The organism is Xanthomonas hortorum pv. cynarae (genome assembly GCF_002939985.1).
Lineage (GTDB): Bacteria > Pseudomonadota > Gammaproteobacteria > Xanthomonadales > Xanthomonadaceae > Xanthomonas > Xanthomonas hortorum_D.
Genome location: NZ_MDFM01000023.1, coordinates 1 through 22,225, shown reverse-complemented (window position 1 = coordinate 22,225; position 22,225 = coordinate 1). Strand labels below are relative to the sequence as shown.

Annotated in this window: 20 protein-coding genes; 12 read left to right on the top strand and 8 right to left on the bottom strand. The window is 61.0% G+C overall.

Annotation, left to right across the window (positions count from 1 at the left end; translation table 11 throughout):
• The first annotated feature begins 20 nt into the window (after nt 1–20).
• Together XcyCFBP4188_RS22885 and XcyCFBP4188_RS23785 are read left to right on the top strand one after the other, a co-directional pair.
• A complete protein-coding gene (locus XcyCFBP4188_RS22885) occupies nt 21–164 on the top strand; it encodes a hypothetical protein (protein WP_006450988.1) in 144 nt (47 codons plus the stop codon).
• An 871-nt stretch (nt 165–1,035) separates the two neighbouring features.
• Nucleotides 1,036–4,758, top strand: a complete 3,723-nt coding sequence (locus tag XcyCFBP4188_RS23785; protein WP_104592411.1) for an Ice nucleation protein — start codon at nt 1,036–1,038, stop codon at nt 4,756–4,758.
• 336 nt (nt 4,759–5,094) lie between these two features.
• Here XcyCFBP4188_RS23785 and fis read toward each other — a convergent pair whose 3' ends face one another.
• From fis to XcyCFBP4188_RS15575, 3 genes are all read right to left on the bottom strand, one after another.
• Nucleotides 5,095–5,367 (bottom strand): DNA-binding transcriptional regulator Fis, encoded by a 273-nt coding sequence (gene fis / locus XcyCFBP4188_RS15585; RefSeq protein ID WP_043908547.1) that lies wholly within the window; start codon nt 5,365–5,367, stop codon nt 5,095–5,097.
• Between the two features lie 117 nt (nt 5,368–5,484).
• Nucleotides 5,485–6,669 (bottom strand): DUF3426 domain-containing protein, encoded by a 1,185-nt coding sequence (locus XcyCFBP4188_RS15580; RefSeq protein ID WP_104592410.1) that lies wholly within the window; start codon nt 6,667–6,669, stop codon nt 5,485–5,487.
• Between the two features lie 316 nt (nt 6,670–6,985).
• Entirely contained in the window at nt 6,986–7,363 is a 378-nt protein-coding gene (locus tag XcyCFBP4188_RS15575) for a helix-turn-helix domain-containing protein (protein ID WP_006451532.1), read from the bottom strand.
• A 143-nt stretch (nt 7,364–7,506) separates the two neighbouring features.
• Here XcyCFBP4188_RS15575 and XcyCFBP4188_RS15570 point away from each other — a divergent pair, with 143 nt between their 5' ends.
• On the top strand, nt 7,507–8,019 hold the full coding sequence (locus XcyCFBP4188_RS15570) for a hypothetical protein (RefSeq protein ID WP_043909617.1): 513 nt from the start codon (nt 7,507–7,509) through the stop codon (nt 8,017–8,019).
• A gap of 12 nt (nt 8,020–8,031) precedes the next feature.
• On the opposite strand, the gene prmA is transcribed toward XcyCFBP4188_RS15570, so the two are convergent.
• Nucleotides 8,032–8,952 carry a 50S ribosomal protein L11 methyltransferase gene (gene prmA, locus XcyCFBP4188_RS15565; RefSeq protein ID WP_006451534.1) on the bottom strand — a complete coding sequence of 307 codons (921 nt, stop codon included), beginning with the start codon at nt 8,950–8,952 and terminating at the stop codon, nt 8,032–8,034.
• Nucleotides 8,953–9,386: 434 nt separating this feature from the next.
• On the opposite strand from prmA, the gene XcyCFBP4188_RS15560 reads away from it, so the two are divergent.
• Entirely contained in the window at nt 9,387–10,313 is a 927-nt protein-coding gene (locus XcyCFBP4188_RS15560) for a hypothetical protein (protein WP_104592409.1), read from the top strand.
• Nucleotides 10,310–10,678, top strand: a complete 369-nt coding sequence (locus XcyCFBP4188_RS15555; RefSeq protein WP_006451536.1) for a hypothetical protein — start codon at nt 10,310–10,312, stop codon at nt 10,676–10,678. The genes XcyCFBP4188_RS15560 and XcyCFBP4188_RS15555 overlap by 4 nt, the downstream gene beginning before the upstream one ends.
• A gap of 80 nt (nt 10,679–10,758) precedes the next feature.
• Here the strand turns inward: XcyCFBP4188_RS15555 and accC are convergent, their stop codons facing one another.
• The 4 genes from accC to aroQ all read right to left on the bottom strand — a co-directional run bounded on the left by accC (nt 10,759) and on the right by aroQ (nt 13,600).
• Nucleotides 10,759–12,126 (bottom strand): acetyl-CoA carboxylase biotin carboxylase subunit, encoded by a 1,368-nt coding sequence (accC, locus tag XcyCFBP4188_RS15550; RefSeq protein ID WP_006451537.1) that lies wholly within the window; start codon nt 12,124–12,126, stop codon nt 10,759–10,761.
• Nucleotides 12,116–12,511, bottom strand: coding sequence for a four helix bundle protein (locus XcyCFBP4188_RS15545; RefSeq protein WP_174705849.1), 396 nt, complete (start codon nt 12,509–12,511; stop codon nt 12,116–12,118). Before XcyCFBP4188_RS15545 ends, accC begins: the two co-directional genes overlap by 11 nt.
• A 59-nt stretch (nt 12,512–12,570) precedes the next feature.
• The gene (accB, locus tag XcyCFBP4188_RS15540; protein ID WP_006451539.1) at nt 12,571–13,056 is read right to left on the bottom strand and encodes an acetyl-CoA carboxylase biotin carboxyl carrier protein; all 486 of its coding nucleotides are present in this window, start codon (nt 13,054–13,056) and stop codon (nt 12,571–12,573) included.
• A gap of 97 nt (nt 13,057–13,153) precedes the next feature.
• Entirely contained in the window at nt 13,154–13,600 is a 447-nt protein-coding gene (gene aroQ / locus XcyCFBP4188_RS15535; RefSeq protein ID WP_104592407.1) for a type II 3-dehydroquinate dehydratase, read from the bottom strand.
• 548 nt (nt 13,601–14,148) lie between these two features.
• Here aroQ and XcyCFBP4188_RS15530 point away from each other — a divergent pair.
• The 7 genes from XcyCFBP4188_RS15530 to XcyCFBP4188_RS15505 all read left to right on the top strand — a co-directional run bounded on the left by XcyCFBP4188_RS15530 (nt 14,149) and on the right by XcyCFBP4188_RS15505 (nt 21,824).
• On the top strand, nt 14,149–14,994 hold the full coding sequence (locus tag XcyCFBP4188_RS15530; RefSeq protein ID WP_146094061.1) for a PD-(D/E)XK nuclease domain-containing protein: 846 nt from the start codon (nt 14,149–14,151) through the stop codon (nt 14,992–14,994).
• 57 nt (nt 14,995–15,051) lie between these two features.
• The gene (locus XcyCFBP4188_RS22650; protein ID WP_146094060.1) at nt 15,052–15,513 is read left to right on the top strand and encodes a hypothetical protein; all 462 of its coding nucleotides are present in this window, start codon (nt 15,052–15,054) and stop codon (nt 15,511–15,513) included.
• 745 nt (nt 15,514–16,258) lie between these two features.
• On the top strand, nt 16,259–16,900 hold the full coding sequence (locus XcyCFBP4188_RS15525; protein WP_218972688.1) for a dUTP diphosphatase: 642 nt from the start codon (nt 16,259–16,261) through the stop codon (nt 16,898–16,900).
• Nucleotides 16,901–16,974: 74 nt separating this feature from the next.
• Nucleotides 16,975–17,799, top strand: coding sequence for a phosphoribosyltransferase-like protein (locus XcyCFBP4188_RS15520; RefSeq protein WP_146094059.1), 825 nt, complete (start codon nt 16,975–16,977; stop codon nt 17,797–17,799).
• On the top strand, nt 17,796–19,673 hold the full coding sequence (locus XcyCFBP4188_RS15515; RefSeq protein WP_104592404.1) for an ORC-CDC6 family AAA ATPase: 1,878 nt from the start codon (nt 17,796–17,798) through the stop codon (nt 19,671–19,673). Before XcyCFBP4188_RS15520 ends, XcyCFBP4188_RS15515 begins: the two co-directional genes overlap by 4 nt.
• Before the next feature lie 334 nt (nt 19,674–20,007).
• A complete protein-coding gene (locus tag XcyCFBP4188_RS15510; protein WP_146094058.1) occupies nt 20,008–20,634 on the top strand; it encodes a hypothetical protein in 627 nt (208 codons plus the stop codon).
• Nucleotides 20,631–21,824, top strand: coding sequence for a DNA methyltransferase family protein (locus XcyCFBP4188_RS15505; RefSeq protein ID WP_104592402.1), 1,194 nt, complete (start codon nt 20,631–20,633; stop codon nt 21,822–21,824). Before XcyCFBP4188_RS15510 ends, XcyCFBP4188_RS15505 begins: the two co-directional genes overlap by 4 nt.
• Nucleotides 21,825–22,225 lie beyond the last annotated feature (401 nt).

Sequence of the window (22,225 nt, the reverse complement as noted above, 5' to 3'; positions counted from 1 at the left end):
ATGGGCTCAACGCCTTCGCGATGGCCTTGATCGGTGTGCTGGCGGGAAGCTTCCAGGCGCTGCTACGGACGCAGGGTTGGTGGGCGCTGGAGCGCAACGGCATCGGGCGACAGCAGGTGACGACCACGTGCCGCTCGGTCGAGTTGTTCGGTCGCCAGACATGATCACGCAGGCGTCGGCGAAGCGATCGCCACCCAAGGCTGTCTGGCACTCGGCGAGATACCGGCAATCGAACGGCCGCCTGCGGTGGTGTCGTGTGCTGGCGTGCAGCTGATGTCAGTCATGGCAGCGCGCTGACGGCTTGCCGTAAATGCAGCCGCCGCCGCGCATGACCGACCCGGCAGAGAAGAAGAGCGCGCTGATGCAGTCAGATAAAGTCGCGTCACAAACGCCAAATGACGAAGCGCACATCCGAGAAGCGACATTCGACCATCGGGTTTAAATTGATTTAGTGAGCCAATTCACCAATAAATCAGGAGTCAATCACGAAAATATGTCGCTGTAAAAAAATCAGTGGGCTGCCGGGTTACTCGAAAGCGAGCGATTCGCCGAATGACATAATCAAGACCCGTTCGCATATTTAGAAAAAAAGTCGGAAATCTCGGCGCAATGTGCGTTTCGCGCTTCGGTATCGGAAACATGTTTTCTGCTGCGGCGACATCTGCCACGTGCTGCTGAATCACGATCTGGACTCGGTGATCTGTTGAGTTCCCTAACGTTCAAAGGCAATGACGCTGTCGGCGAGGCGTCTACCGAAATTTGCTGCAAGGGCTGCCGCGCAGGAGCCAGCCTTGCCCTTACCCCTAGCTGCGTCTTGCCGTCACGGCGATCCATGACCCTGCGATTCAAGCAAGACACCCCAGCGCACTTCGCGCCCTAGGGCGTTCCCGAAGGACCACCATTGCCGTTCCGACGCAGTCCTTGCCAGCGGGAGGATGCGTTTCGCCCGCATGGGCGACGCTCCCATCTTTCTATCGGCGATGGCATGAACCTGACTTGCGCGGCTGTTTTAGAAAATTCAGATGAGATTATCTTATGAATCGTGAAAAAGTTTTGGCATTACGCACATGCACAAACAACATGTCCGATCATTGCGGATTGATCTGGCCGAAAAGCGGTCCGGTCGAATGCAGGCATTGGCAGCCTAGCGTCAAACAGGAAAATGGCTTGACCGGCTTGTTGTGGGGGCAGGGAACCAATGCGCATCTGAACATGCATGCCGATGCGCACTGGGTGGTGTGCATGGTGGAGACCGCCGATATCATCTGGTTGGGCGAAGAGGGAATGATCAAGTTCCCCAAGGCCGACGTGGTCTACGCCGGTAACCGTGCGGGCGCGATGAGCTGCATCGCCGCCGGCATCGAGCAACACGCGCCACCCAAACCCGACTTGCCTGTCGACACCGTCATGGCTGCGGAATTCACCCCCAAGGCACCGCACGCGCAGTTCACCGCGCCGGCTGTTGAAAGCGGTCCGCATTCCACCGCGCCACTTCCATCACCGCCTAACGGCATCGACCCACAAGCCGCGCAGCCGTCAAATGCGATCCTGCGCACCCGCGAAATCGCCACCTATGGCAGCACGCTCACCGGCGCCGATCAGAGTCAGCTGATCGCAGGCTATGGAAGCACCGAGACCGCGGGTAACGGCAGCGAGTTGATCGCCGGCTATGGCAGCACTGGCGTGGCCGGATCCGACAGCACCATCGTGGCCGGCTATGGCAGTTCCCAGACCGCAGGCGGGGGAAGCACGCTCACTGCAGGCTATGGCAGCACCCAGACCGCGCGCCAGGGCAGCGAGCTGACGGCAGGTTACGGCAGTACCGAAACCGCCGGTGCAGACAGCTCGCTGATCGCCGGCTATGGCAGCACGCAAACCTCCGGCGGCGACAGCTCGTTGACTGCCGGCTACGGCAGCACCCAAACCGCACAGAACGGCAGCGACCTCACCGCAGGCTACGGCAGCACCAGCACGGCGGGCACCGATAGCTCGCTGATCGCCGGCTACGGCAGCACCCAGACCTCGGGCGGAGAAAGCTCGCTCACTGCCGGCTATGGCAGCACGCAAACAGCGCAGGATGGCAGTGACCTCACCGCCGGCTATGGCAGCACGGGCACCGCCGGTGCCGATAGCTCATTGATCGCCGGTTATGGCAGTACGCAGACATCGGGCAACGACAGCTCGCTGACGGCAGGCTACGGCAGCACCCAGACCGCCCGCACCGGCAGCGACCTCACTGCGGGTTACGGCAGCACCTCCACCGCCGGTGCCGACAGCACGCTGATCGCCGGCTATGGCAGCACCCAGACCTCGGGCGGGGACAGTTCGCTCACCGCCGGCTACGGCAGCACGCAGACCGCACGCAAAGGCAGCGATCTGACCGCCGGCTACGGCAGTACCTCGACTGCCGGTGGTGACAGCACCTTGATCGCCGGTTACGGCAGCACGCAAACCTCTGGTGGCGATAGTTCGCTGACCGCCGGCTACGGCAGCACGCAGACCGCGCGCAGCGGCAGCGACCTGACAACCGGCTATGGCAGTACCTCCACGGCCGGTGCCGACAGCACCTTGATTGCAGGGTACGGAAGTACCCAGACCTCCGGCGGGGAAAGTTCGCTCACTGCAGGCTATGGCAGCACGCAAACCGCGCGCAAAGGCAGCGACCTCACCACCGGCTATGGCAGCACGTCGACCGCCGGTGCCGACAGCACGCTGATCGCCGGTTATGGCAGCACCCAGACCTCCGGGGGCGACAGCTCGCTCACTGCCGGCTACGGCAGCACGCAAACCGCACGTAAGGGCAGCGACCTCACCACCGGCTATGGCAGCACGTCGACCGCCGGTGCCGACAGCACGCTGATCGCCGGCTATGGCAGCACCCAGACCTCCGGGGGCGACAGCTCGCTCACTGCCGGCTATGGCAGTACGCAAACTGCACGTAAGGGCAGTGACCTCACCGCCGGTTACGGGAGCACTTCAACTGCGGGTTCTGACAGTTCGCTGATCGCCGGCTATGGCAGCACGCAGACGGCCGGCTTCAAGAGCATCCTGACCACGGGTTACGGCAGCACCCAGACCGCGCAAGAAGGCAGCATGCTCACTGCCGGCTATGGCAGTTCGTCCACCGCCGGCTCCGACAGTTCGCTGATCGCCGGCTACGGCAGCACCCAGACGGCGGGTTTCAAAAGCATCCTCACCGCCGGCTACGGCAGCACCCAGACCGCGCAGGAGCGCAGCACGCTCACCACCGGTTACGGCAGTACATCGACCGCCGGCCACGACAGTACGCTGATTGCCGGCTATGGCAGTACCCAGACCGCCGGTTACAAGAGCATTCTCACCACCGGCTATGGCAGTACCCAGACCGCGCAGGAAAGCAGTTCGCTGATCGCCGGCTACGGCAGTTCCTCCATGGCCGGCCCGGACAGCTCGCTGATCGCGGGTTATGGCAGTACCCAGACTGCCGGTTACGACAGCTTCCTGACGGCCGGTTACGGCAGTACCCAGACCGCGCAGAGCAGCAGCTGGCTGATCACCGGCTACGGCAGTACGTCCACCGCCAGCTTCCAGAGTTCGTTGATTGCCGGCTATGGCAGCACGCAGACGGCCGGCTACGAAAGTACCTTGACCGCCGGCTACGGCAGCACCCAGACGGCGCAGGAAATCAGTTGGCTCACCACCGGCTACGGCAGCACGCAAACGGCCGGCCATGGCAGCATTCTGACCGCCGGTTACGGCAGCAATTCCACCGCCGGTTACGAAAGCACCCTGATCGCGGGGTATGGCAGCACCCAGACCGCCGGTTACGAAAGCACCTTGACCGCCGGTTACGGCAGCACCCTGACCGCGCTGGAAAACAGCTCGCTGACCGCCGGCTACGGCAGTACCGAAATCGCCGGTTTCTCCAGCACGCTGATCGCCGGCTACGGCAGCAGCCAGACCGCCGGTGGCGACAGCACGCTGACCGCAGGCTACGGCAGCACCCTGATGGCGCTGGACAACAGCACGCTGACGGCAGGCTACGGCAGCACCGAGACCGCAGGACAGGACAGCTCGCTGATCGCCGGTTATGGCAGCACCTTGACCAGTGGCGTGCGCAGCTATCTGACCGCTGGCTATGGCAGCAACCAGATCGCAAGCTACGGAAGCTCGTTGATCGCAGGACACGAAAGTACCCAGATTGCCGGTCATCGCAGCATGTTGATCGCCGGCAAGCTGAGTTCGCAGACGGCCGGTTCGCGCAGCACGCTGATCGCCGGCAGGGGCAGCATCCAGACCGCAGGCGACCGCAGCAAGCTGATCGCCGGCGCCGACAGCACCCAGATCGCCGGCGATCGCAGCAAGTTGCTGGCCGGCAGCAACAGCTTCCTCACCGCCGGGGACCGCAGCAAACTCACCGCAGGCGACGATTGCACGCTGATGGCAGGCGACCGCAGCAAGTTGACCGCCGGCAAGAACAGCATCCTGACTGCGGGCGCCAACAGCCGGTTGATCGGTAGCCTGGGCTCCACCCTCACCGGTGGCGAAGACTCGGTGCTGATCTTCCGATGCTGGGACGGCAAGCGCTATACCAACATCATTGCCAAGACCGGCGAGGAGGGCGTCGAGGCCGACACCGCCTATCAGGTCGACGACGACAAGAACGTGGTCGAAAAATTCGACGATCCTTTCGACACGATCGACACCATCGTGCTCGAGCATGGCGGCGGGCTGGCGTCTGCAGCCGATCACGCGCCTGACGCGCATGCACCCCACTGAGCAAGCAACGCACGCAGGCGATCGGTGGCGTTGATCAGCGGTTGCGGCCAACTGCCCGATGAGCGGCAGTTGGCCTGATCTGCTCAAACACGCATTGCGGTGACCCCGATGACTGCCGCCCGCCCAGCGTTGCCAGTCCCTGAAGCGGGTCACCAAGAGTGAAACGCGCATGTCAGCGCCGGATCTGCATCGGCAGAGCGAGACATCCAGAAGCCGCTCACGCATCAGCGCTCAGAGCGGCTTGGCTCCGTCAACCACGGCAGTGGAGCGCACTGAACAGCCAGCGACCCCGCACCGCGCTTACGATTCCCTAATCCCTAATCCCTAATCCCTGCATTAGGTCAGCCCGTACTCTTTCAGCTTCTTGCGCAACGTCGCCCGATGGATGCCCAGCATCGCCGCGGCGCGGCTCTGGTTGCCTTCGCAGTGGTTGAGCACTTCGACGAACAACGGGATCTCCATCTCGCGCAGCACGATTTCATACACATCATCGGCGTCGCTGCCGTCCAGGTCGCGCAGATAACGGCGGACGGACTGGGCCACGTGTTCGCGCAGCGGCGACTTCGGGGCGCCACGACTGGTGTCAGGACGAGCGGGGGCTGCGTTCAAAGGAGGTTTCCCAGTGTCACGAAGCCGGGATGCGTGGCCGGCGAGGGGGAGTGAGTCTAGCGCGTGACCTCATCGCTCGCCACGCCCGTGTGGCCATCGGCGGCCGGTCGCGTCCGTTCAACGGAAATCGAAACTGAAGGCGGCGGTGCTGGCGGCCGGTTCGCGCACGCGAAACGCCACCTGCACCGCCTGGCCTGGCGCGAGCGTGTCCTGCGCGCCCGGGTGTTGGCCCAGATACTCCTGCGGTGCCAGCACGCGCGTGCCGATCACCCGGCCGTCGGCATCCGACAGCGACAGCTGCAGCCACGGCCAGGCCTGCGCCCAGCGCGCGTCGTTGCGGAAGCTGGCCTGGATCTGCAGCACGCCGGGGTTGGCCGGCAGCGGCCGCACATCGCGGTTGAGCAGGGTCAGCGCGGCCGGTTCGCGCCAGGCCGGTAGCGTGCACCGCAGCACCTCGCAGGCCGCGCCGACCAGCGGCCGCCAGCGCGCGTCGGCGGCCAGGCGCGCGCGGTCGGCGATGACGATCTGCAGCGCTAACAAACCGACCAAGCCGATCAACAGCGCCCATTGCCGCCCACTGGCGCGCAGACGCGGCCGGGTGAAGCCGCGGCGTGCGAAGGCGGGCGCGGGCTGGGCTGCGGCTGGGAGTGGCTGGAAGTGTGCGGCGGCGGCGGTGCCGGCGTGGCCCGCATCGCTGAGGGTTGCTTTGGTGGTTAGTTGCGGAGCGGTCTCGGATGCCGGGGTGGCGGTGGTGTCGGGTGTGGGGTCGCGATCGACATCGAAATTGAGATGTTGCTCGGCATCTGCATCTGCATCTGCATCTGCATCGAGATCGGTCTCCTGGCCTGCGTCCGCGATGCTGCCGACAGCCGCGCCAGTCGAATGCGTGCCGGTGTAGCGGGAAGCCGGATCGCGGTTGTCATCAGCGCCGAGCGTTGTGTCTTCCTCGGTATCGCCGGGTACGTCGCGCGTGCTGGAGGTGTTCCACCCCAATCGATCCGGATTGGCGTCGCCTGCTGCAGTTTGGCGGTCATCGCTGCGTGGGGTGGTGGTGGCCGCGCGTGCCGTGTCGATGCGCGGCGCTGTCACCAGCGGCGCCACCGGCGGCGGAACGACCGCGGCCTGCGGCGCGGCGGCCGGCTCTGCCAATGGCGCGGGCGGCAACTGGCGCGTCGGTACCGGCAGCGGCTGCTCGGGCGGCTCGGCAGGTGGCACCGCCGGCGTGGGAATCAGCGATGGGGCAGCCGGCGTCGCACGCAGGAACGTGGCCAGGGGGCGGCGCGGTGGCGGAGTCTCGGACATCGGCAGGCGTGCAGCGGGAAGACCCCTATTCAACCACGCGCACGCCAATGGGCGAACCGGAGTGCTTCAGCAGGTGTGCCTTGCATGAAGCGCCCGCGGCAGTGGCGTTGACTGCATTTTCGCAACACCTCTGGCTGCGGCGGACACGCGCCAAGGCGCGGCAGCCAACAGACCAGGCGGGCTCAGAGCGAGCTCCCAATGCGAATCTCGAATCGCAGCATCAACACTCAGCGGTCCTTGTCGGCATGGCTTGCCTGGTCAAACGCAGACAAGCAAGCTCTTCCCGATTCCCGATTCCCGATTCCCGATTCCCGATTCACCGCCGCCGACGCGTTTTGGTCTCGGCCAGCAACAGATCGAGCAGGCCACTGCGCTGACGCGGTGCCAGCGTATCGAAGCGCGACAGCAGCACGCGCTGCTGGTCGTCCAGGCGACGGTATTGGGCGGGTTCTTCGGCGATCGCCGAGACCGGCGGGCCGAATGTCCGCTCGCCGCGCCCGGTGGCCAGGTATTCGAACGCCATGCCGCTGCGCTTGGCCAGGCCGATCAGATTCTCCACCGAAGGCGCGGTGCCTTCGGCCATTTCCCATTGAGCGACGGCGCTGCGGGTGACCCCCAGTTCGCCGGCCAGGGCTTCCTGGGTCAGCTTGGTGAAGCTGCGGGCTTCGCGTACTCGCTCGTACAGCTTGCTCACACGGCACCGATGAATGGCAGACAGGGCCGGGAGATATAGCTCTAGCAGCGCCGGGAGATAGTTCGTATAACTTTCATATCGCAATATGTTTGCGATACTGTCTGTGTGTCGATGACGACGACATCACAGCGAACTCAAGGAAGGTGTTCATGGTCGAGCCAGCCGCTCCCAAATCCGATCCAGCGCGACGGGATTCAGCACCGTCGGCACCACCTGAGGTGGCGCCCTGGCCTGCGCATTCGCCATTGGATCCCGCTGTTGCGCACTTTCGCGGCGCGCCGTGTTACCAGATCTGGCAGCGCGGTGCGGACTGGACGGCAGTGCGCGAAGGCGTGCATTGGTCGGCCGGACTGGCGCCGCGCGCGTGGGCGCTGCGCTACCGGCAATGGCGGTTGCTGGCGCTGGGCCTGTTGATCGTGGGCCTGGCTGGCGGCCTGGCCATGATCGGTGCACAGGCATGGGTATCGTCCATTGCCTGGGCGGTGGTGTTGCTGGCCGATGCATTGCTCCGCGTGCGCGTGGCCAGACACGCCGGGCGCTGGCGCAACGAAGCGCTGCAGCGCGATGGTTGGCAGGCGGTGACCCGGTTGCGCGCGATCAGCGTTGCCGACGCGCTGACCACCGCGCAGATCCGCGCCGGCCGGCCCCCGCGGTAAACCCGGGATGCGTCAGGCGCGGCGTATGCCGTCGATGCGCATCCAGTCTTCGTCGCGTTCGCAGCGCAGTTGCTCGAACCACGGCGCGTAGCGTTGCAGCAGCTCGTCTTCCTGGCCGTGCAGGATGCCCGACAGTGCAATCCGTCCGCCGGGTGCCACACGTGCGGCCAGGGTCTCGGCCAGGGTATCCAGCGCCGAGGCCAGGATATTTGCCACCACCACCGGATACGTCTGCACCGGCTCGTCCTGTGGCAGATACACCGCCAGCTGCGCTTGCACGGCGTTGCGCGCGGCATTGTCAGCGGTGGCCAATACCGCTTGCGGGTCGTAGTCCACGCCCACCGCGCTGGCGGCACCCAGCTTCAGCGCGGCGACGGCGAGAATGCCCGAGCCGCAGCCGAAATCGAGCACGCTGCGGCCCTGCAGTTCGCCGCTGCCGGCCAGGCTGTCCAGCCAGCGCAGACACAGCGCGGTGGTCTGGTGCGTGCCCGAGCCGAAGGCCAGGCCCGGATCCAGCCGCACCACCGCAGCGTCGGGCGCTTGTGCGGCCTCGGGCAGATCGTGATTCCACGGCACGATGAAGGTGCGCGCGCCGAACTGCATCGGCTTGAACTGATCCATCCAGGCGCGTTCCCAATCGGTGTCTTCGACCGTGCGGAATCCGACCTGGCTCCAGTCCAGCCCGGGATCGAACGCTTCCAGTGCAGCGAGCAGCACCAGCGCATCGCTGTCGCCGTCGAACAGCGCGTTCAGCACAATCGTGTTCCACATCGGCGTTTCGCCAACGCCGGGTTCGAGAATGGCGCGCTCGTTGCTGGTATCGGCATTGGCGTCGAGCAGCGTCACCGCCAGCGCGCCGATATCGTCCAGCGCATTCTGGTAACGGGGCTGGGTGGCATCGGAGCAGGGCAGGGTCAGTTCAAGAAACGGCATCGTGGCAGTTGGGCAATTCGAAAGCGTGCATCGTAGACCATTCGTGCAGGCGGGCTCTTGCGCGAAGTCGCGCGAGGGGGGCGGTCTGGGCAATGGATGCGCAATGACGATGTTGATGTTGAAGATCGATGTCGAAGGGTGGCACCGGCATCGACGAGGCAGCGCATCGAGCGCCGGTGGTGCGGTGCTCGGCGTTTCAGTGCATTCGGCGGCGCGTGTCCCGCTGCAGGGCGTGCCGCACGCTTGCGTCTCGGCAACCAAATCACCACAGCGCGTCACTCACTTCAAACTCGCGCGCAGACCATCACTCCATGCATTGCCCTTCCCGCAGTTTGCGCAGGCAGCGCCCGCTTGCGCACCGCGGCGGGCGAGAGGCGGGTGCTAGACTCCGCGCCGTCGCTGCGGGCTTTCCCGCGCCAGGGTCGCTGCTGTTCATGCCGCTTGCTCGTGCCCGCCATCTTTGGTTGTTGCTCGCTCCTGCTGCGCTGGCAGCGGCAGCGTGGTGGCATGTGCGAGCGCAACCGACCGAGTCGCCCGCTGCAGCGATAACGGCCCCGGCAAGCAGCACGCAGGCAAGCTTGTTTGCGCCAGCGCTACACGCGCCTGCCGAACGCAGCACCGCCTTGCAGTTGTCCTACCGCGATACCGTGGATGCGCAACCGGATCTGTATCGCTACGCGCAGCAATTGCAACAGCAGGTGCGTGGCGGCGATGCGCAAGCCGGTTGGCGTTTGAGCCGGGTCTACGACTACTGCGCGCCGTACGCGGCCAGCCCGGCCGGCTACGCTGCCGACAGCGAATGGATCGCCGCGCAACACACCCCCGGCGTGGTGGCGATGCACGCGGCGCGCGAGCGCGTGGCGCAGCGTTGCGCAGGCTTTGCGCCCAGCGATGGCGTGAGCCCGCAGCTGGTTGCGCAGCAACGTCAGGCCGCCGCGCGCGCCGGGAATCTTGCTGCCGAGGCGGCATTGCTTGCGCTGGGCGAGCCCTTGCAGACATCGCCGACCTACAAGCGCGCGCTGGTGCAGCGCGTGCTGGCCTCGCGCGACCCGGAAGCCTATCTGGCGCTTGCCCCGGCCATGGGTGCGCGTGCCAGCGGCGACGACAGTCTGCAGGGCTATGTGGCCGGCGATCAGTTCGCCGAACTGGCCTGGCAGGTCGCTGCATGCCGGCTGGGCCTGGATTGCAGCGCCGAGAGCACCTTGGTTACCAGTTATTGCGCCAACGCGGGCATCTGCTCGCGCGATAGCGCACAGGATTTTGTGTCATTCGTATTCGACGCCGCGGTGCCGCGGCAGGGAGCAGACAGGGTGGATGAGATGGTCGATACACTGGTATCCGAGCCGGGAGCGCAGTCATGAATTACCGTCGGTTGGCGCATGGCGCCAAGTTCTGGTTCTGGGTCGCGTTGTTCGTGGCGTATTCGGCAGCGGCCGTTGGCATCGTGATGATCGATACCGCCGATCACCGATACCAGCCGCTGTCGGTCAAGTCGACCACGGTCACTGCCGACGAACAGCAGCGGCGGCACGGCGCCAGCCAGGTGGCGGCGGTGTATCGCGCCAGCAGTGCGATGCCGTTTTCGGCATTGCCGGCCGGGGCGACCTTCCAGGTGGTGTGGCCGGATGGGTCCACCGAAACCATGACCGTGGTCGACCCGTCCTCGTCCAGCGGCATCGTGCCGGTGCCGGGTAGCCAGCAGCCGGCGGCGCCGCGGCGCGAGTGATGCGCGGTGTCTGTGCGTCAACAGCGTGAACTACGAAAAAGCCCGGTTTCCCGGGCTTTTTCGTTATCTGCCTGCGTCGATCAAACCAGCGCGATCGACTTGTTCTTGCGCTCGGCCAGGCGCTTTTCCAGATAGTGGATGTTCTGCCCACCGGCCTGGAAGCCCTTGTCGCGCATGATGCGCTGCTGCAGCGGGATGTTGGTCTTGATGCCGTCCACCACCATCTCGCTCAACGCCACGCGCATGCGCGCGATCGCGGTTTCGCGATCCGGCCCGTGCACGATCAGCTTGCCGATCATCGAGTCGTAATTGGGCGGCACCTTGTAGCCGGCGTAGATGTGCGTATCCACACGCACACCCGGGCCACCGGGCGGATGGAACGCGGTGATCAGGCCCGGGTTGGGCATGAAGGTTTCCGGGTCCTCGGCATTGATGCGGCACTCGATCGCATGCCCGCGCAACACGATGTCGCTCTGCTTGATGGTGAGCTTCTGCCCGGCGGCAATGCGCAACTGCTCGCAGACCAGATCGATGCCGGTGATGCGCTCGGTGACCGGATGCTCCACCTGGATACGCGTGTTCATTTCGATGAAGTAAAAACGCCCGTCTTCGAACAGGAATTCGAAGGTGCCGGCGCCGCGGTAGCCGATGCGGATGCAGGCATCCACGCAGACCTTGCCGATCTCGTTGCGCAGTTCTTCGGTGATGCCCGGTGCCGGCGCTTCTTCCACCACTTTCTGGTGGCGGCGCTGCATCGAGCAATCGCGCTCGCCCAGATGGATCGCACCGCCCTGGCCATCGGCAAGCACCTGGATTTCCACATGACGCGGATTCTCCAGGAACTTCTCCATGTAGACCTGATCGTTGCTGAAAGCGGCCTTGGCTTCGGACTTGGTGGTTTCGATGGCCGCCTTCAACGCGGCCTCCGAATGCACCACGCGCATGCCGCGCCCGCCGCCGCCGCCGGCGGCCTTGATGATCACCGGGTAGCCGATTTCGCGCGCCACCTTGGTGTTGGCGACGATGTCATCGCCCAGCGGGCCGCCCGAACCGGGCACGCACGGCACACCGGCGGCTTTCATCGCGCGGATCGCTTCCACCTTGTCGCCCATCAGGCGGATGGTGTCGGCCCTGGGGCCGATGAAGATGAAGCCGGATTCTTCCACGCGCTCGGCAAAGTCGGCGTTTTCCGACAGGAAGCCGTAGCCGGGATGGATGGCCTGCGCATCGGTGACCTCGGCCGCGGCGATCAACGCCGGGATATTGAGGTAACTGTCGCTGGAGGCCGCCGGGCCGATACACACCGACTCGTCGGCCATGGCCACGTGCTTGAGATTGCGGTCGACCGTGGAATGCACCGCGACCGTGCGGATGCCGAGCGTGTGGCACGCGCGCAAGATGCGCAGCGCGATTTCACCTCGGTTGGCGATGACGATTTTATCGAGCATGGGATTCGGGATTCGATAGAGGGGATTCGTAGAGGGCGCCGGGCTCGCGCAGATGTCGCGATTCGTCCAGCGTGCGGATCAATGCATTGAGCCTGGCAAACGTGCGATTCAAGAGATCCAGAGTTGCCGTATCGGGCGAACCGAACTGCAGCCGTATTGCGATCTGCAGCTGCGTATCCAGTTCCGCCAGCGAACCCCGCGCTATCGACAGATAACGCAGGTAGTCGGCGGTAGAGCGCCGCGCGGCACCTTCGGCGATGTTGGAAGGCACGCTGATCGCCGCGCGCCGCATCTGTGCCGTCAGTCCGAAGCGTTCGGAATCAGGAAAGTCGTGGCTCAGACGGTAGATCGCTTCGACAAGCGACATCGCATCGCGCCATACCATCAGGCGCTCATGCGGTCGCTCTTGCGAATCCCGAATCACGACTCTCCAATCCCCGCCGTTCAGCCGATCACAAACAACGGCTGATCGAATTCCACTGGCTGGCCGGTCTCGCCGAGGATGGCCACGATGGTGCCGGAGACGTCGGCCTCGATCGGGTTGAACATCTTCATCGCCTCGATGATCGCCAGCGTTTCGCCGGCCTTGACCTGCTGGCCGACGGTGACGAAGGCCGGCTTGTCCGGGGCCGGCGAGATGTAGAACGTGCCGACCATTGGCGCGCGCAGCACGTGGCCTTCCGGCAAGGCGGGGCCCTGCTTGGCACCGCCGGTGGAGGCTTCAGTGGGCGACTGCATCGGCATGGCGGCTGCGGCCGGGGCCTGCGCGAGCGGGGCGGGTGCGTACTGCTGCACCGGCGCGCTGACCACGGTCGTGCCCTTGGGCACGCGCGCCAGACGCACGCTTTCTTCGCCTTCCTTGATCTCGATTTCGGCGAGATTGGATTCTTCGAGCAGGTCGATCAGTTTCTTGATTTTGCGGAGATCCATACGGGCCTCATGAGGTGAATCGGTGGGGAGTGCCGGCGGTTGCCGGCGGAATGGGGTCAGCGCGTCGGCGCGGGCGCCGGCGGCGGCAATGCGGGTGTCATGCGTCGCGCTCCAGCCGCGCGATCACAGCTTCCAGTGCCAGCCGGTAACTGTCGGCGCCGAAGCCGCTGATGACGCCGTCGGCCTTGTCGCTGAGATAGCTGTGGTGCCGGAATGGCTCGCGCGCATGCGGATTGGACAGATGGATTTCCACGAACGGCAAGCCCACGCCCAGCAGCGCATCGCGCAGCGCCACCGAGGTGTGGGTGAAGGCGGCCGGGTTGATCAGGATGTAGGCGGTGCCGTCTTCGCGCGCGGCGTGGATGCGCTCCACCAGCACGTGCTCGGCGTTGGACTGCAGGCAGGCCAGCGTGTGCCCGGCGGCCTGCGCGCGGTCCACCAGGGCCGCATCGATCTGCGCCAGTGTGGTGCGCCCGTAGACCTCCGGCTCGCGGGTGCCGAGCAGGTTGAGGTTGGGGCCATGCAACAGCAGCAGGTGGGCCATGACATCCGGGAGAGCGGAAAGGTCGGAAGTCTGCGCGATGTGGCCGATGCTGTCCAGATAGCAGAAGTTATGGCTGTTTTAAACGATTGATTGAAATCTCGGTGCCATCTTCGCTGGGTGAGCACACGGAGCCTTGTGTGCGGCTCAGCATAGGTGGTGGGAATATGACGCGCGCTCACCATAGTTAGTGGAGATAGGGCTGCTAGTGGCCGACGGCGGACGTGCCGGCCCATAGAACGTCACCAGTAAAGCTAGCGTCCGCTCTCGACCCTAAGCGGACATCCAAGGGAAGAGGCTCGTTGGTCGAAGAAGGCCATGTTCAGGGCATGCATATGGGCCGCACCTATGAGGGTCAAGCGAAGGAACGCCCCCTAGCCTAGGTCCCTGTGGATCCCGTTATACGTCGGCTTGTTAGCCGGACCGAGCGGCCCTAAGATCGAGTCGTATCAAGGGAATAACCCACCATACGGTGCGCTGTGGATAAGTCGTATAAACGGCCCCTTGGATCCGGCTATTAGGTCATTAGGCGTCACACAGTGGAGTTCAAGTTGAATCTACATCCTGAAAAGCTGCTAAAGGCAGCATCTGACGAGGTCTATGAGACTGATCAGACCATTGGGAAGTTGCAGACTCTCAGCTTTAACCTGAATCGAGATAACGACTATTTCGATGAAGAGCACGAAATGACAGGGCACGAACTCGAGTGGAGACTTGAGCGTTCTTATATCTGTCTATCTCTTCTGATAGAGCAACTAGGGCTCACAGAATTCCTAAAACAGTTCGAAACTGGATTCAAAAGATTCGAAGGAAAGTTGCAAGAAGTAGAAATGGTTCCCTACGTCGGCGACTTTTACAGCGAGGCACACTCTTATCTTAGGAAGTACCTGTTCTCATTGTCAGCGCTTCTTGGCGCGAACCTCGAGGAGCAGCAACAAAAAGAGCAAATGGCAACTCTTGAAGGAATTCTTATCAATACGCCCAAGATCATATTTGATCGGGGTATTGAACCGAAGAATGAAGCTGAAGTTCGAAAGAGCGTCTTTGACCTATTGATTCATGTATTTCCGGACACCGTCCGAGAAGCTTCAATTATTCAGAACACCAAGACCTACAAGCCAGATATTGGCGTCAAATCTCTTTCAACCGCCATCGAATACAAATTTGCGGAATCCCAAGCAGAGGTAAAAAAGGCCGTCGGTGGCCTGTATGAAGACATGCGAGGATACGCGGGTAGCAAAGATTGGACGCGCTTCTATGCAGTCATTTACATGACCGATGCGTTCTTCACACAGCGGCAGATCATGTCTGAGTTCAAGCACACATCGGCAGACGACAATTGGAAGCCCTTGCTCGTCATTGGAAAAGGCGCGAGGACGAAACGCGGTGACGCCTAACAATTCATTCAAGCCGACGGCGCTTCATGGCACAGCTTACTTCAGAGGTTAGCACCCATGACAATCCGCGACGCTATTCGTAACCTTGTACTAACGAAAGATGAACAGGATGCTTTAGCATTTCATGCGGCGTACGTAAATCCGGCAAGATTCTTCTTCGAGACGGGCGGAAAACGTTGGGATCCTCGAAATCTTTCCTTCACTATTTTGGGGGACAAGGCTGCTGAGAACATCTCTTGGGGCCTTTCCACCAAATACGGATGGGTACAGAACATAACGATCGCTGCGCAAGGTGGAACGGCGACAATAGGACACTTTGGAATCGCTAAAGATTTCCTGCGCATGGGCTTGGCTACCCGACTCATTCATAGTGTTGGTCGCCAACTAAAACTCAGCAATAAAGTTTCTGTTCTACAGTTCCAGAACAACAGCCCTGCTTACACTGCATTCTTCACCTCACTTGGAGCTAGCCAGTCATCACCGCCTAGTGGCAATAGCTACTCGTGGGTCATTCCATGAGTGCTAACAATCCATTCAAGCCGACTTTGCTTCCAAGCCGATCTTGCTTCGCAAGGGACTAAGTTCAGGCGTTGAACGGCCGCTTCTGGCCGATAGCGTACACCCAGTGCGGATGGTGGCTGTCTATTGCATCCCGGGCGATTCAGGCGGAGCATGGCACTGCCCAAGGGGGGGCGACAGTCGGCGATACTCAGCGCTGGCCTCCAACACTGTGTAGCTTCACTTTCCGATTCTTGGCATGTCGCGCCTGCCGGGGGGCGACAACCGACATCCGTCGTCGAAGCAATCGGGTGAGCATTCCTAGTCCAGCGTCAGCGTTTGGCGTCGACGCGGGTAGTGCCAGTCCACTTTGCGAAGATTATGGCCGAATCTCGCTCATAAAGCGCCGAGGATGGATGGGTACCGGGGTTGCCACCGCCGGAAGCAGCGGCTTGTGGCTTGGAGCGCCCCCCTCTGCAGTCGTGACCCTCCTGCGTCCGAGAGCGCGCATCATCAGTTAAGGGAGAGGCCGCCCCGAGCTTCAGGNGGCCACCGCTCTGCCAAAGCGAGCATTGCGCAAGGCCGGGGCGACCTGCAGGAAAGCTAATTCGGCGCCAGTGGAGTTGGCCGGTAGCGGATTGGCATCCACTGCCTGTGCTCCTTGCGTCCGGGTGCCTTAAGATTGATGCTCCCGCCCACACACGCAAAGCACATGCTCATGGACATGTCCAGCACGACTGATCGTTCCGTAGCCGAATCTCGGCTCATGACGATGCTTAAGCTTCAGGACGATATCAACTCAAAAATCAATGTGGCGTGGGTTACAGCGCAGAACGCTTGGTACCGTGCTATCTGGACGGAGTGCGCGGAGATGATGGATCACGTTGGTTGGAAGTGGTGGAAGAAAAAGGAACCAGCTCTTGGACAGGTTCACTTGGAGCTCGTCGACATCTTCCATTTTGGGCTCAGCGAGCTAATCGTCGCCGCTGGCTCTGTCGATGATGCCTGGCATGCCAGCCATGCTGCCTATCAACGCATTGAGGCTGCGCCGCAAGGTAGTAAGGCCGAGCCGATGCAGGTGCTTAAACTCGTTGAGGATTTTGCCTCTTCAACATTGACTACGAAATCTTTCGCATTGGACTCTTTCGCGGAACTGTGTGCGGCCGTCGGCCTAGTTGGTGACCAGCTGTACAGAACATACATTGGCAAGAATGTCCTGAATGCTTTTCGGCAAGATCACGGATACAAGGACGGAGGCTACCTGAAGCTGTGGGGTGGGAGAGAAGATAATGAGTGGCTCGCGGAGATCGAGTTAACGATAAATTCTACCTCGGAAACCTTTCCTCAGGAGCTTTATGGCGCCCTGGAGCAAGCGTATCGGGCACACAGTGGCGTACAAGCTAGGTGAACGAAGAGCTCTGGAAATACTTCGTCAGGGTTCGTCTCTGGCCGAGGCAGACGAGGTTTGACCCGAGGGGTTGGATGTCGAACTTCCAGGAGTCGGAAAGGCCGTTCGCCTCTCGCCTACTGGCAGGAGTGACGTTCTTCTCGAATGAACTAGTGATTGCGATGTTTCGAGCGGTCTTCAAGAACCTGTCGCAATCGGTTCTTCGAAGTCGATCAAACTACTTGGCTGCTGTGAACGAGTGGGCATCATTCGTAGACTCCGTCATTATCGTTCGAGTCGCGAGTCAGGCGTCAAGCGAGGCGGATAGCGGCTATATCTTCACGCGACTTGCACGGGATGTGATTGGAATTCCGGAAGAGAGGCTGATGTCGCCGCAAGCTGCACTTGAGTGCATTCATCGCGAGCCTCAGCAAAATATCGTTTTCGTAGACGATTTCGTCGGAACAGGTGAACAGTTTGTCGATATGTGGAAGCAAATTCATGAGCTTTCCGATGCTTTTGTATCGTTCGAATCACTCGCTCTCACTTCGGGTGCTGGACGCGTCGGCTTCTACTACATCCCCTTGGTCTGTGCGGAAAGAGGCCGTATCTATATTGCCGAGAACTGCCCACAGGTAAAGCTTCTTCCGGCTCACGTGCTGATGCCGTCCTACAGTGCCTTAGCGACCGATTCCGTCATTTGGCGGGATGATATGGCGATCACTGGCCCACGGTTCATTGAGGATGTAAGCGCACGCGCGGGTTTACGAGATCTAGACGGCGATTCCGGATGTTGGCGCGGTTACCGGAAGCTTGGCTTGACTCTAGCGTTCGAACATGGAGTCCCTGACGCGACTCTCCCAATTTTTACTGTGGCCAACGACCATTGGAAGCCGCTCATTAGATCAGCGTCATTATGAACGAACGAGACGAGACTGTTACAAAAATCAGCAGCGTTCTTGGCCTGTACAAGGCTGAGTGGCTAAACGCAGATCTCTTCAAGCTCTTCACCGAGCCCGGCTATTTTTCTGAGCTAAAGACGCCCAGGCCCTGCGTGCTCATCGGTGGTCGAGGCACCGGCAAGACAACTGTGCTACGTGGGCTGTCCTACCAGGGGCAGTTCGCCTTTGGTGAGAGCAAGAAGGAAGCCATCAAAAGCTGGCCGTTCTTCGGGCTTTACATTCGCGTCAACACCAATCGAGTCACCGCATTTCGTGGTCCAGAGTTAAGCATGGAGCGCTGGCAAGCTTATTTTGCCCACTACATGAACCTGCTCTTCTGCTCTCAGATGCTTGAATTCGTAAGTTGGTACGAACTGCACACCGGGGAAGGCGTTGTCGTCTCCGAGCACGCTCTGAAGCTGTTTAGGGCAACTTTGAACCTACCCGATCTGGGCGGACTGGCAAAGCTGTCGAATCAGATCCAGATTGCGTTCGTTGACTTCGAGGCATCCATTAATACAGTGGCGGATATGTCCGCGCCGTCATTGTCAATGCAGGGGGCCCCCCTAGATGCGTTGGCAAAAGCGCTTCTCTCCAGCCCGCAGCTTGCAGGCAAACAATTTTTCTTCCTCATCGACGAGTTCGAAAACTTCGAGGACTACCAGCAACGAGTTCTCAATACAATCATCAAGCACGCCACTTCCGACTATACGTTCAAGGTTGGTGTCCGTGAGCTAGGCTGGCGGGAACGCTCAACGTTGAACTCTAATGAGCAACTAACGTCGCCAGCCGACTATGCACGTATTTCAATCTCAGAAGTGCTCGATAGCTCGCGCTTCAAAAATTTCGCTGAGAAAGTCCTGCTGGCGCGCCTGGGAGGGAACGTTTCAGGTGGCGTCGAGTTGCTTCCGCCGGCTGAGATGTTCCCTGGCTACTCCAGCCTTGACGAGGCCGGCCAACTTTTGGACGGAGCTGAGAAGAGCAGACTGCAACTCCTGCTAAAAGCAAGGCTGCCTTCTGAGACGCTCGAGGCGGCCCTCGCCTTGCCACCAGGTATTCATTACTTTCTCGAATATACTGCCAAGGCACGACAGGAGCCTATAGAAGAGCTGGTTCGGCTCTGGCTTGCTAATGACGCTACACTCAGGAACAACTTCAACAACCACTTCCATGCCTCGCTCTATGCCATTCGCACAGGCAAGCGAGGAATAAGGAAGTACTATTGCGGCTGGGACGAGTTCCTGGCGCTCTGCGAAGGTAACATTCGCTACCTGCTGGAGTTGGTGCATGCTGCTTTCAGAGGGCATATCGAGTCCGGTGGCTTGCCTGAACAGCCGATTTCTCAGAAACTGCAAACGGAGGCTGCCCAGGCGGTGGGCCGTAAGAACCTCTCAGAACTTGAGGGGTTGAGTGTGGATGGCGCCCGATTGACAAAGCTTTTGCTGAGCCTGGGGCGTGTGTTCCAAGTGTTGGCGGAGTTCCCGGCGGGTCATACGCCTGAAGCCAACCAGTTCCACCTTCGGGAGGAGGCTGCGGCAGATGGCGTAGACGACAAGGCCAGCGAGCTTTTGAAGCAGGCGGTCATGCACTTGGCGCTCGTTCGCTTCTCCGGCAGCAAGCCACTTGACGAGCGCGATACTCGTGCTTACGACTACATGATTCATCCTATATTCGCGCCATTCTTTGTCTTCAGTCACCGCAAAAAGAGAAAGGTTCAACTTACTAGTACGCAACTTCTGGGTCTGATTGACAGGCCGCGAGACGCAATCAAAGAAACGCTTGAAAAGAACAATCGAACGGAGTTGGAAGCACTGCCTGACCAACTTCGGTTGTTCGGTGACTACTATGCCTGACATCAGACTTGAGCCGGTTCTGACGGAGACGCACGATTCGGCGGAGCTCTTTCGGCCTGCTTCGGGCAGTACTTACATCTATGGCCTCAGTCACGAGGACCGTAGTTGACACATCTCCGCCTGGCGTGATTTGACTACTGACGTGAATTGCATTGAGATATCGCAAGAGAGTCAGGCGTCATTCCGTGCGTCAGGGATTGATGTGGAGCTCTTCCTGCGAAGCACTCGAGGGCTGTCGAGGCTCTTTGAGGGGTGCGCTCAGGGAGAACGAATATATGTCGACATCACCGGGCTCACCCATCCAGTGTGGGCTGCCATCCTGCGTGCAGCGCTTATGGCTAGATTCGACGTGCTGGCGGTCTATGTGGAGCCTAGCCAGTATGCGCGTAGCTTGGCGCCCGTTGATGGGCAGATCTACGATCTAAGTATGCGCATAGCAGGCATTGCGCCGATACCGGGGTTTACTTGGATTTCTACGAGTCCGAGTGATTTCGTATTTGTGCCTTTGCTTGGCTTAGAGGGTACTCGACTTCGGCACGTCATTGAGCAGGTGCAGCCAAGTGCAGGTAGCGTCGTGCCAGTCATCGGGGTGCCAGGGTTTAAGCCATGGTATGTCTTTGAAACCTATGCGGGAAACCGGGCAGCGCTCGAGGAGGAAGATGCCTGGGAAGCTGCCGAGTACGTTCCGGCAAACTGCCCGTTTAGTTGCTACTACATGCTGCAGCAGATTGCGCAGCGGAATCCTTTGGTAGTTCTGAAGGTTGCCATGATTGGTACCAAACCCCATGCGCTTGGTGCTGTCCTGTTTGCCATCACCAACCCTCAGAAGATCGAACTTATCTACGATCATCCGATTCGTAAGCCGGGCCGCACAGGAGGCGCCGATCGGTTGTACGTTCATCACATTAGCGCGATTGCAGGTGGCGTTAGTCCGCCTCAGCCAACTCAGATTTCGGCATGATTGATCAATTTTATACCCCTCCTGAACTTGCTAAGTCATTGGTGGGATATCTGCCGGCTTCATTTCGTCCGAAGGTAATTGCCGATTTCGCCGCGGGCGAGGGGAGCCTGTTGTGTGCCGGCTCGATCCTGTGGCAAGGCGCCCAAGCGCTGGCCAACGACCTCTCGCCTGCCACCGCCCGATGGCTAAAGGTTGCGTACCCAGAATGGGTAGTCGCCAATGCCGATTTTCTGCATGACCGGTCTGTTCGCTCCTCATCGCTCAAGGGGTGGATAGGGCGTGTAGATTTGGTGCTGCTGAATCCTCCGTTTTCCCAGCGAAAGCGCGCTCCGTTGGCGGTCGAGTATCGAGGCGAAATGTTCGGCGTTAGTTTGGCCATGGCGTTCGTGGTACGTAGCCTCGCCTTTGCACATCGGGGCACCTACGTCCTCGCTGTCCTGCCGGATGGGTGCCTTGTAAGTAAGCGCGACGAGCAAATATGGGCTCGTCTTAGGCAGGATTTTTATATTGAAGTACTAAGGGATAACTCGAATTCAATATTCGGCGGAGTTCGGGCACGAACTTCTATTGTGAGGTTTTCTCGGATTCAGCAATCGGCTCGCAAGACTCCTTCGCTTCGAGACCGCGGCTTTGAATTGGATACATCGTATGAGGTGAGGCGGGGGCAGCTGCAGATGCACTCCATAATGCCTTCAGAAGCGCGCAGCGCAGTGCCGCTGGTGCACACTTGCCATCTGATAGATGGCCGAGTGGTGAAGTCTGGCGCGAAGGTTCTTGCCAAGAGGCAGGTGTGTGGACCGGCTATCCTGCTGCCTCGGGTAGGCCGTGTAACGCCGGATAAGATTTGTGTCCTCGAGGCAGGCGAGACCGTGGCGGTCTCCGACTGTATTATTTCGATAGAGCAGCTCCCTCTTAGAGAATTGCTTGAGTTCCGCCAAGACATTCTTGGAAACTGGGCAATCCTGGCTGGGTCGTACCGAGGAACGGGCGCACCGCACATAACTTTGGAGCGAGCATGTTCGGCCCTCGGTCGGATACGTGTGCTGGGCGCGCGCGCTCGCGCCAACAATCTCAGGTCTTTGATGACGAATCTAAGGGCTGTCTCTCCTGTGTCTGATCATAAAAACACTCTAGAGCGTGGCTTGACCTATCCGGCAAAGATTTTCGGAGAGCACGAAGTGCTCGATTGATACTCGTCAATGTGAGGTCGCCGCATCTAGAAGGAACTTACCCGCGCAGCCCGACGCTCATGGGCGGGCCCTTCCCATGTCCCCACAGCACCAATTCGCCATCCCTGAGGCCGTCGGCAACCAGCGAGAAGGGCAGCATCGCAGCACCGATGTCTGCCTGTGCGGCATCGTTGCAGCTGTGTAAATCTGTGTGCTGAACCGCCCGGCGATGCTACGGCTGCCCCGAGCAGAACCTGCGCCAGTTCACGCCGGCTTGGATGGCCGGCGACATGCGGCAGACGGCCGAGCGCCTCATCAGTGTGATACGCCCAGGGTTCAAGACCCTCGTTGCGCGTAGCGCCGTTCAAACTCTACAGGGGACAGGTCGCCAGTTGAACCGTGGCGACGGTTGGGGTTGTAGA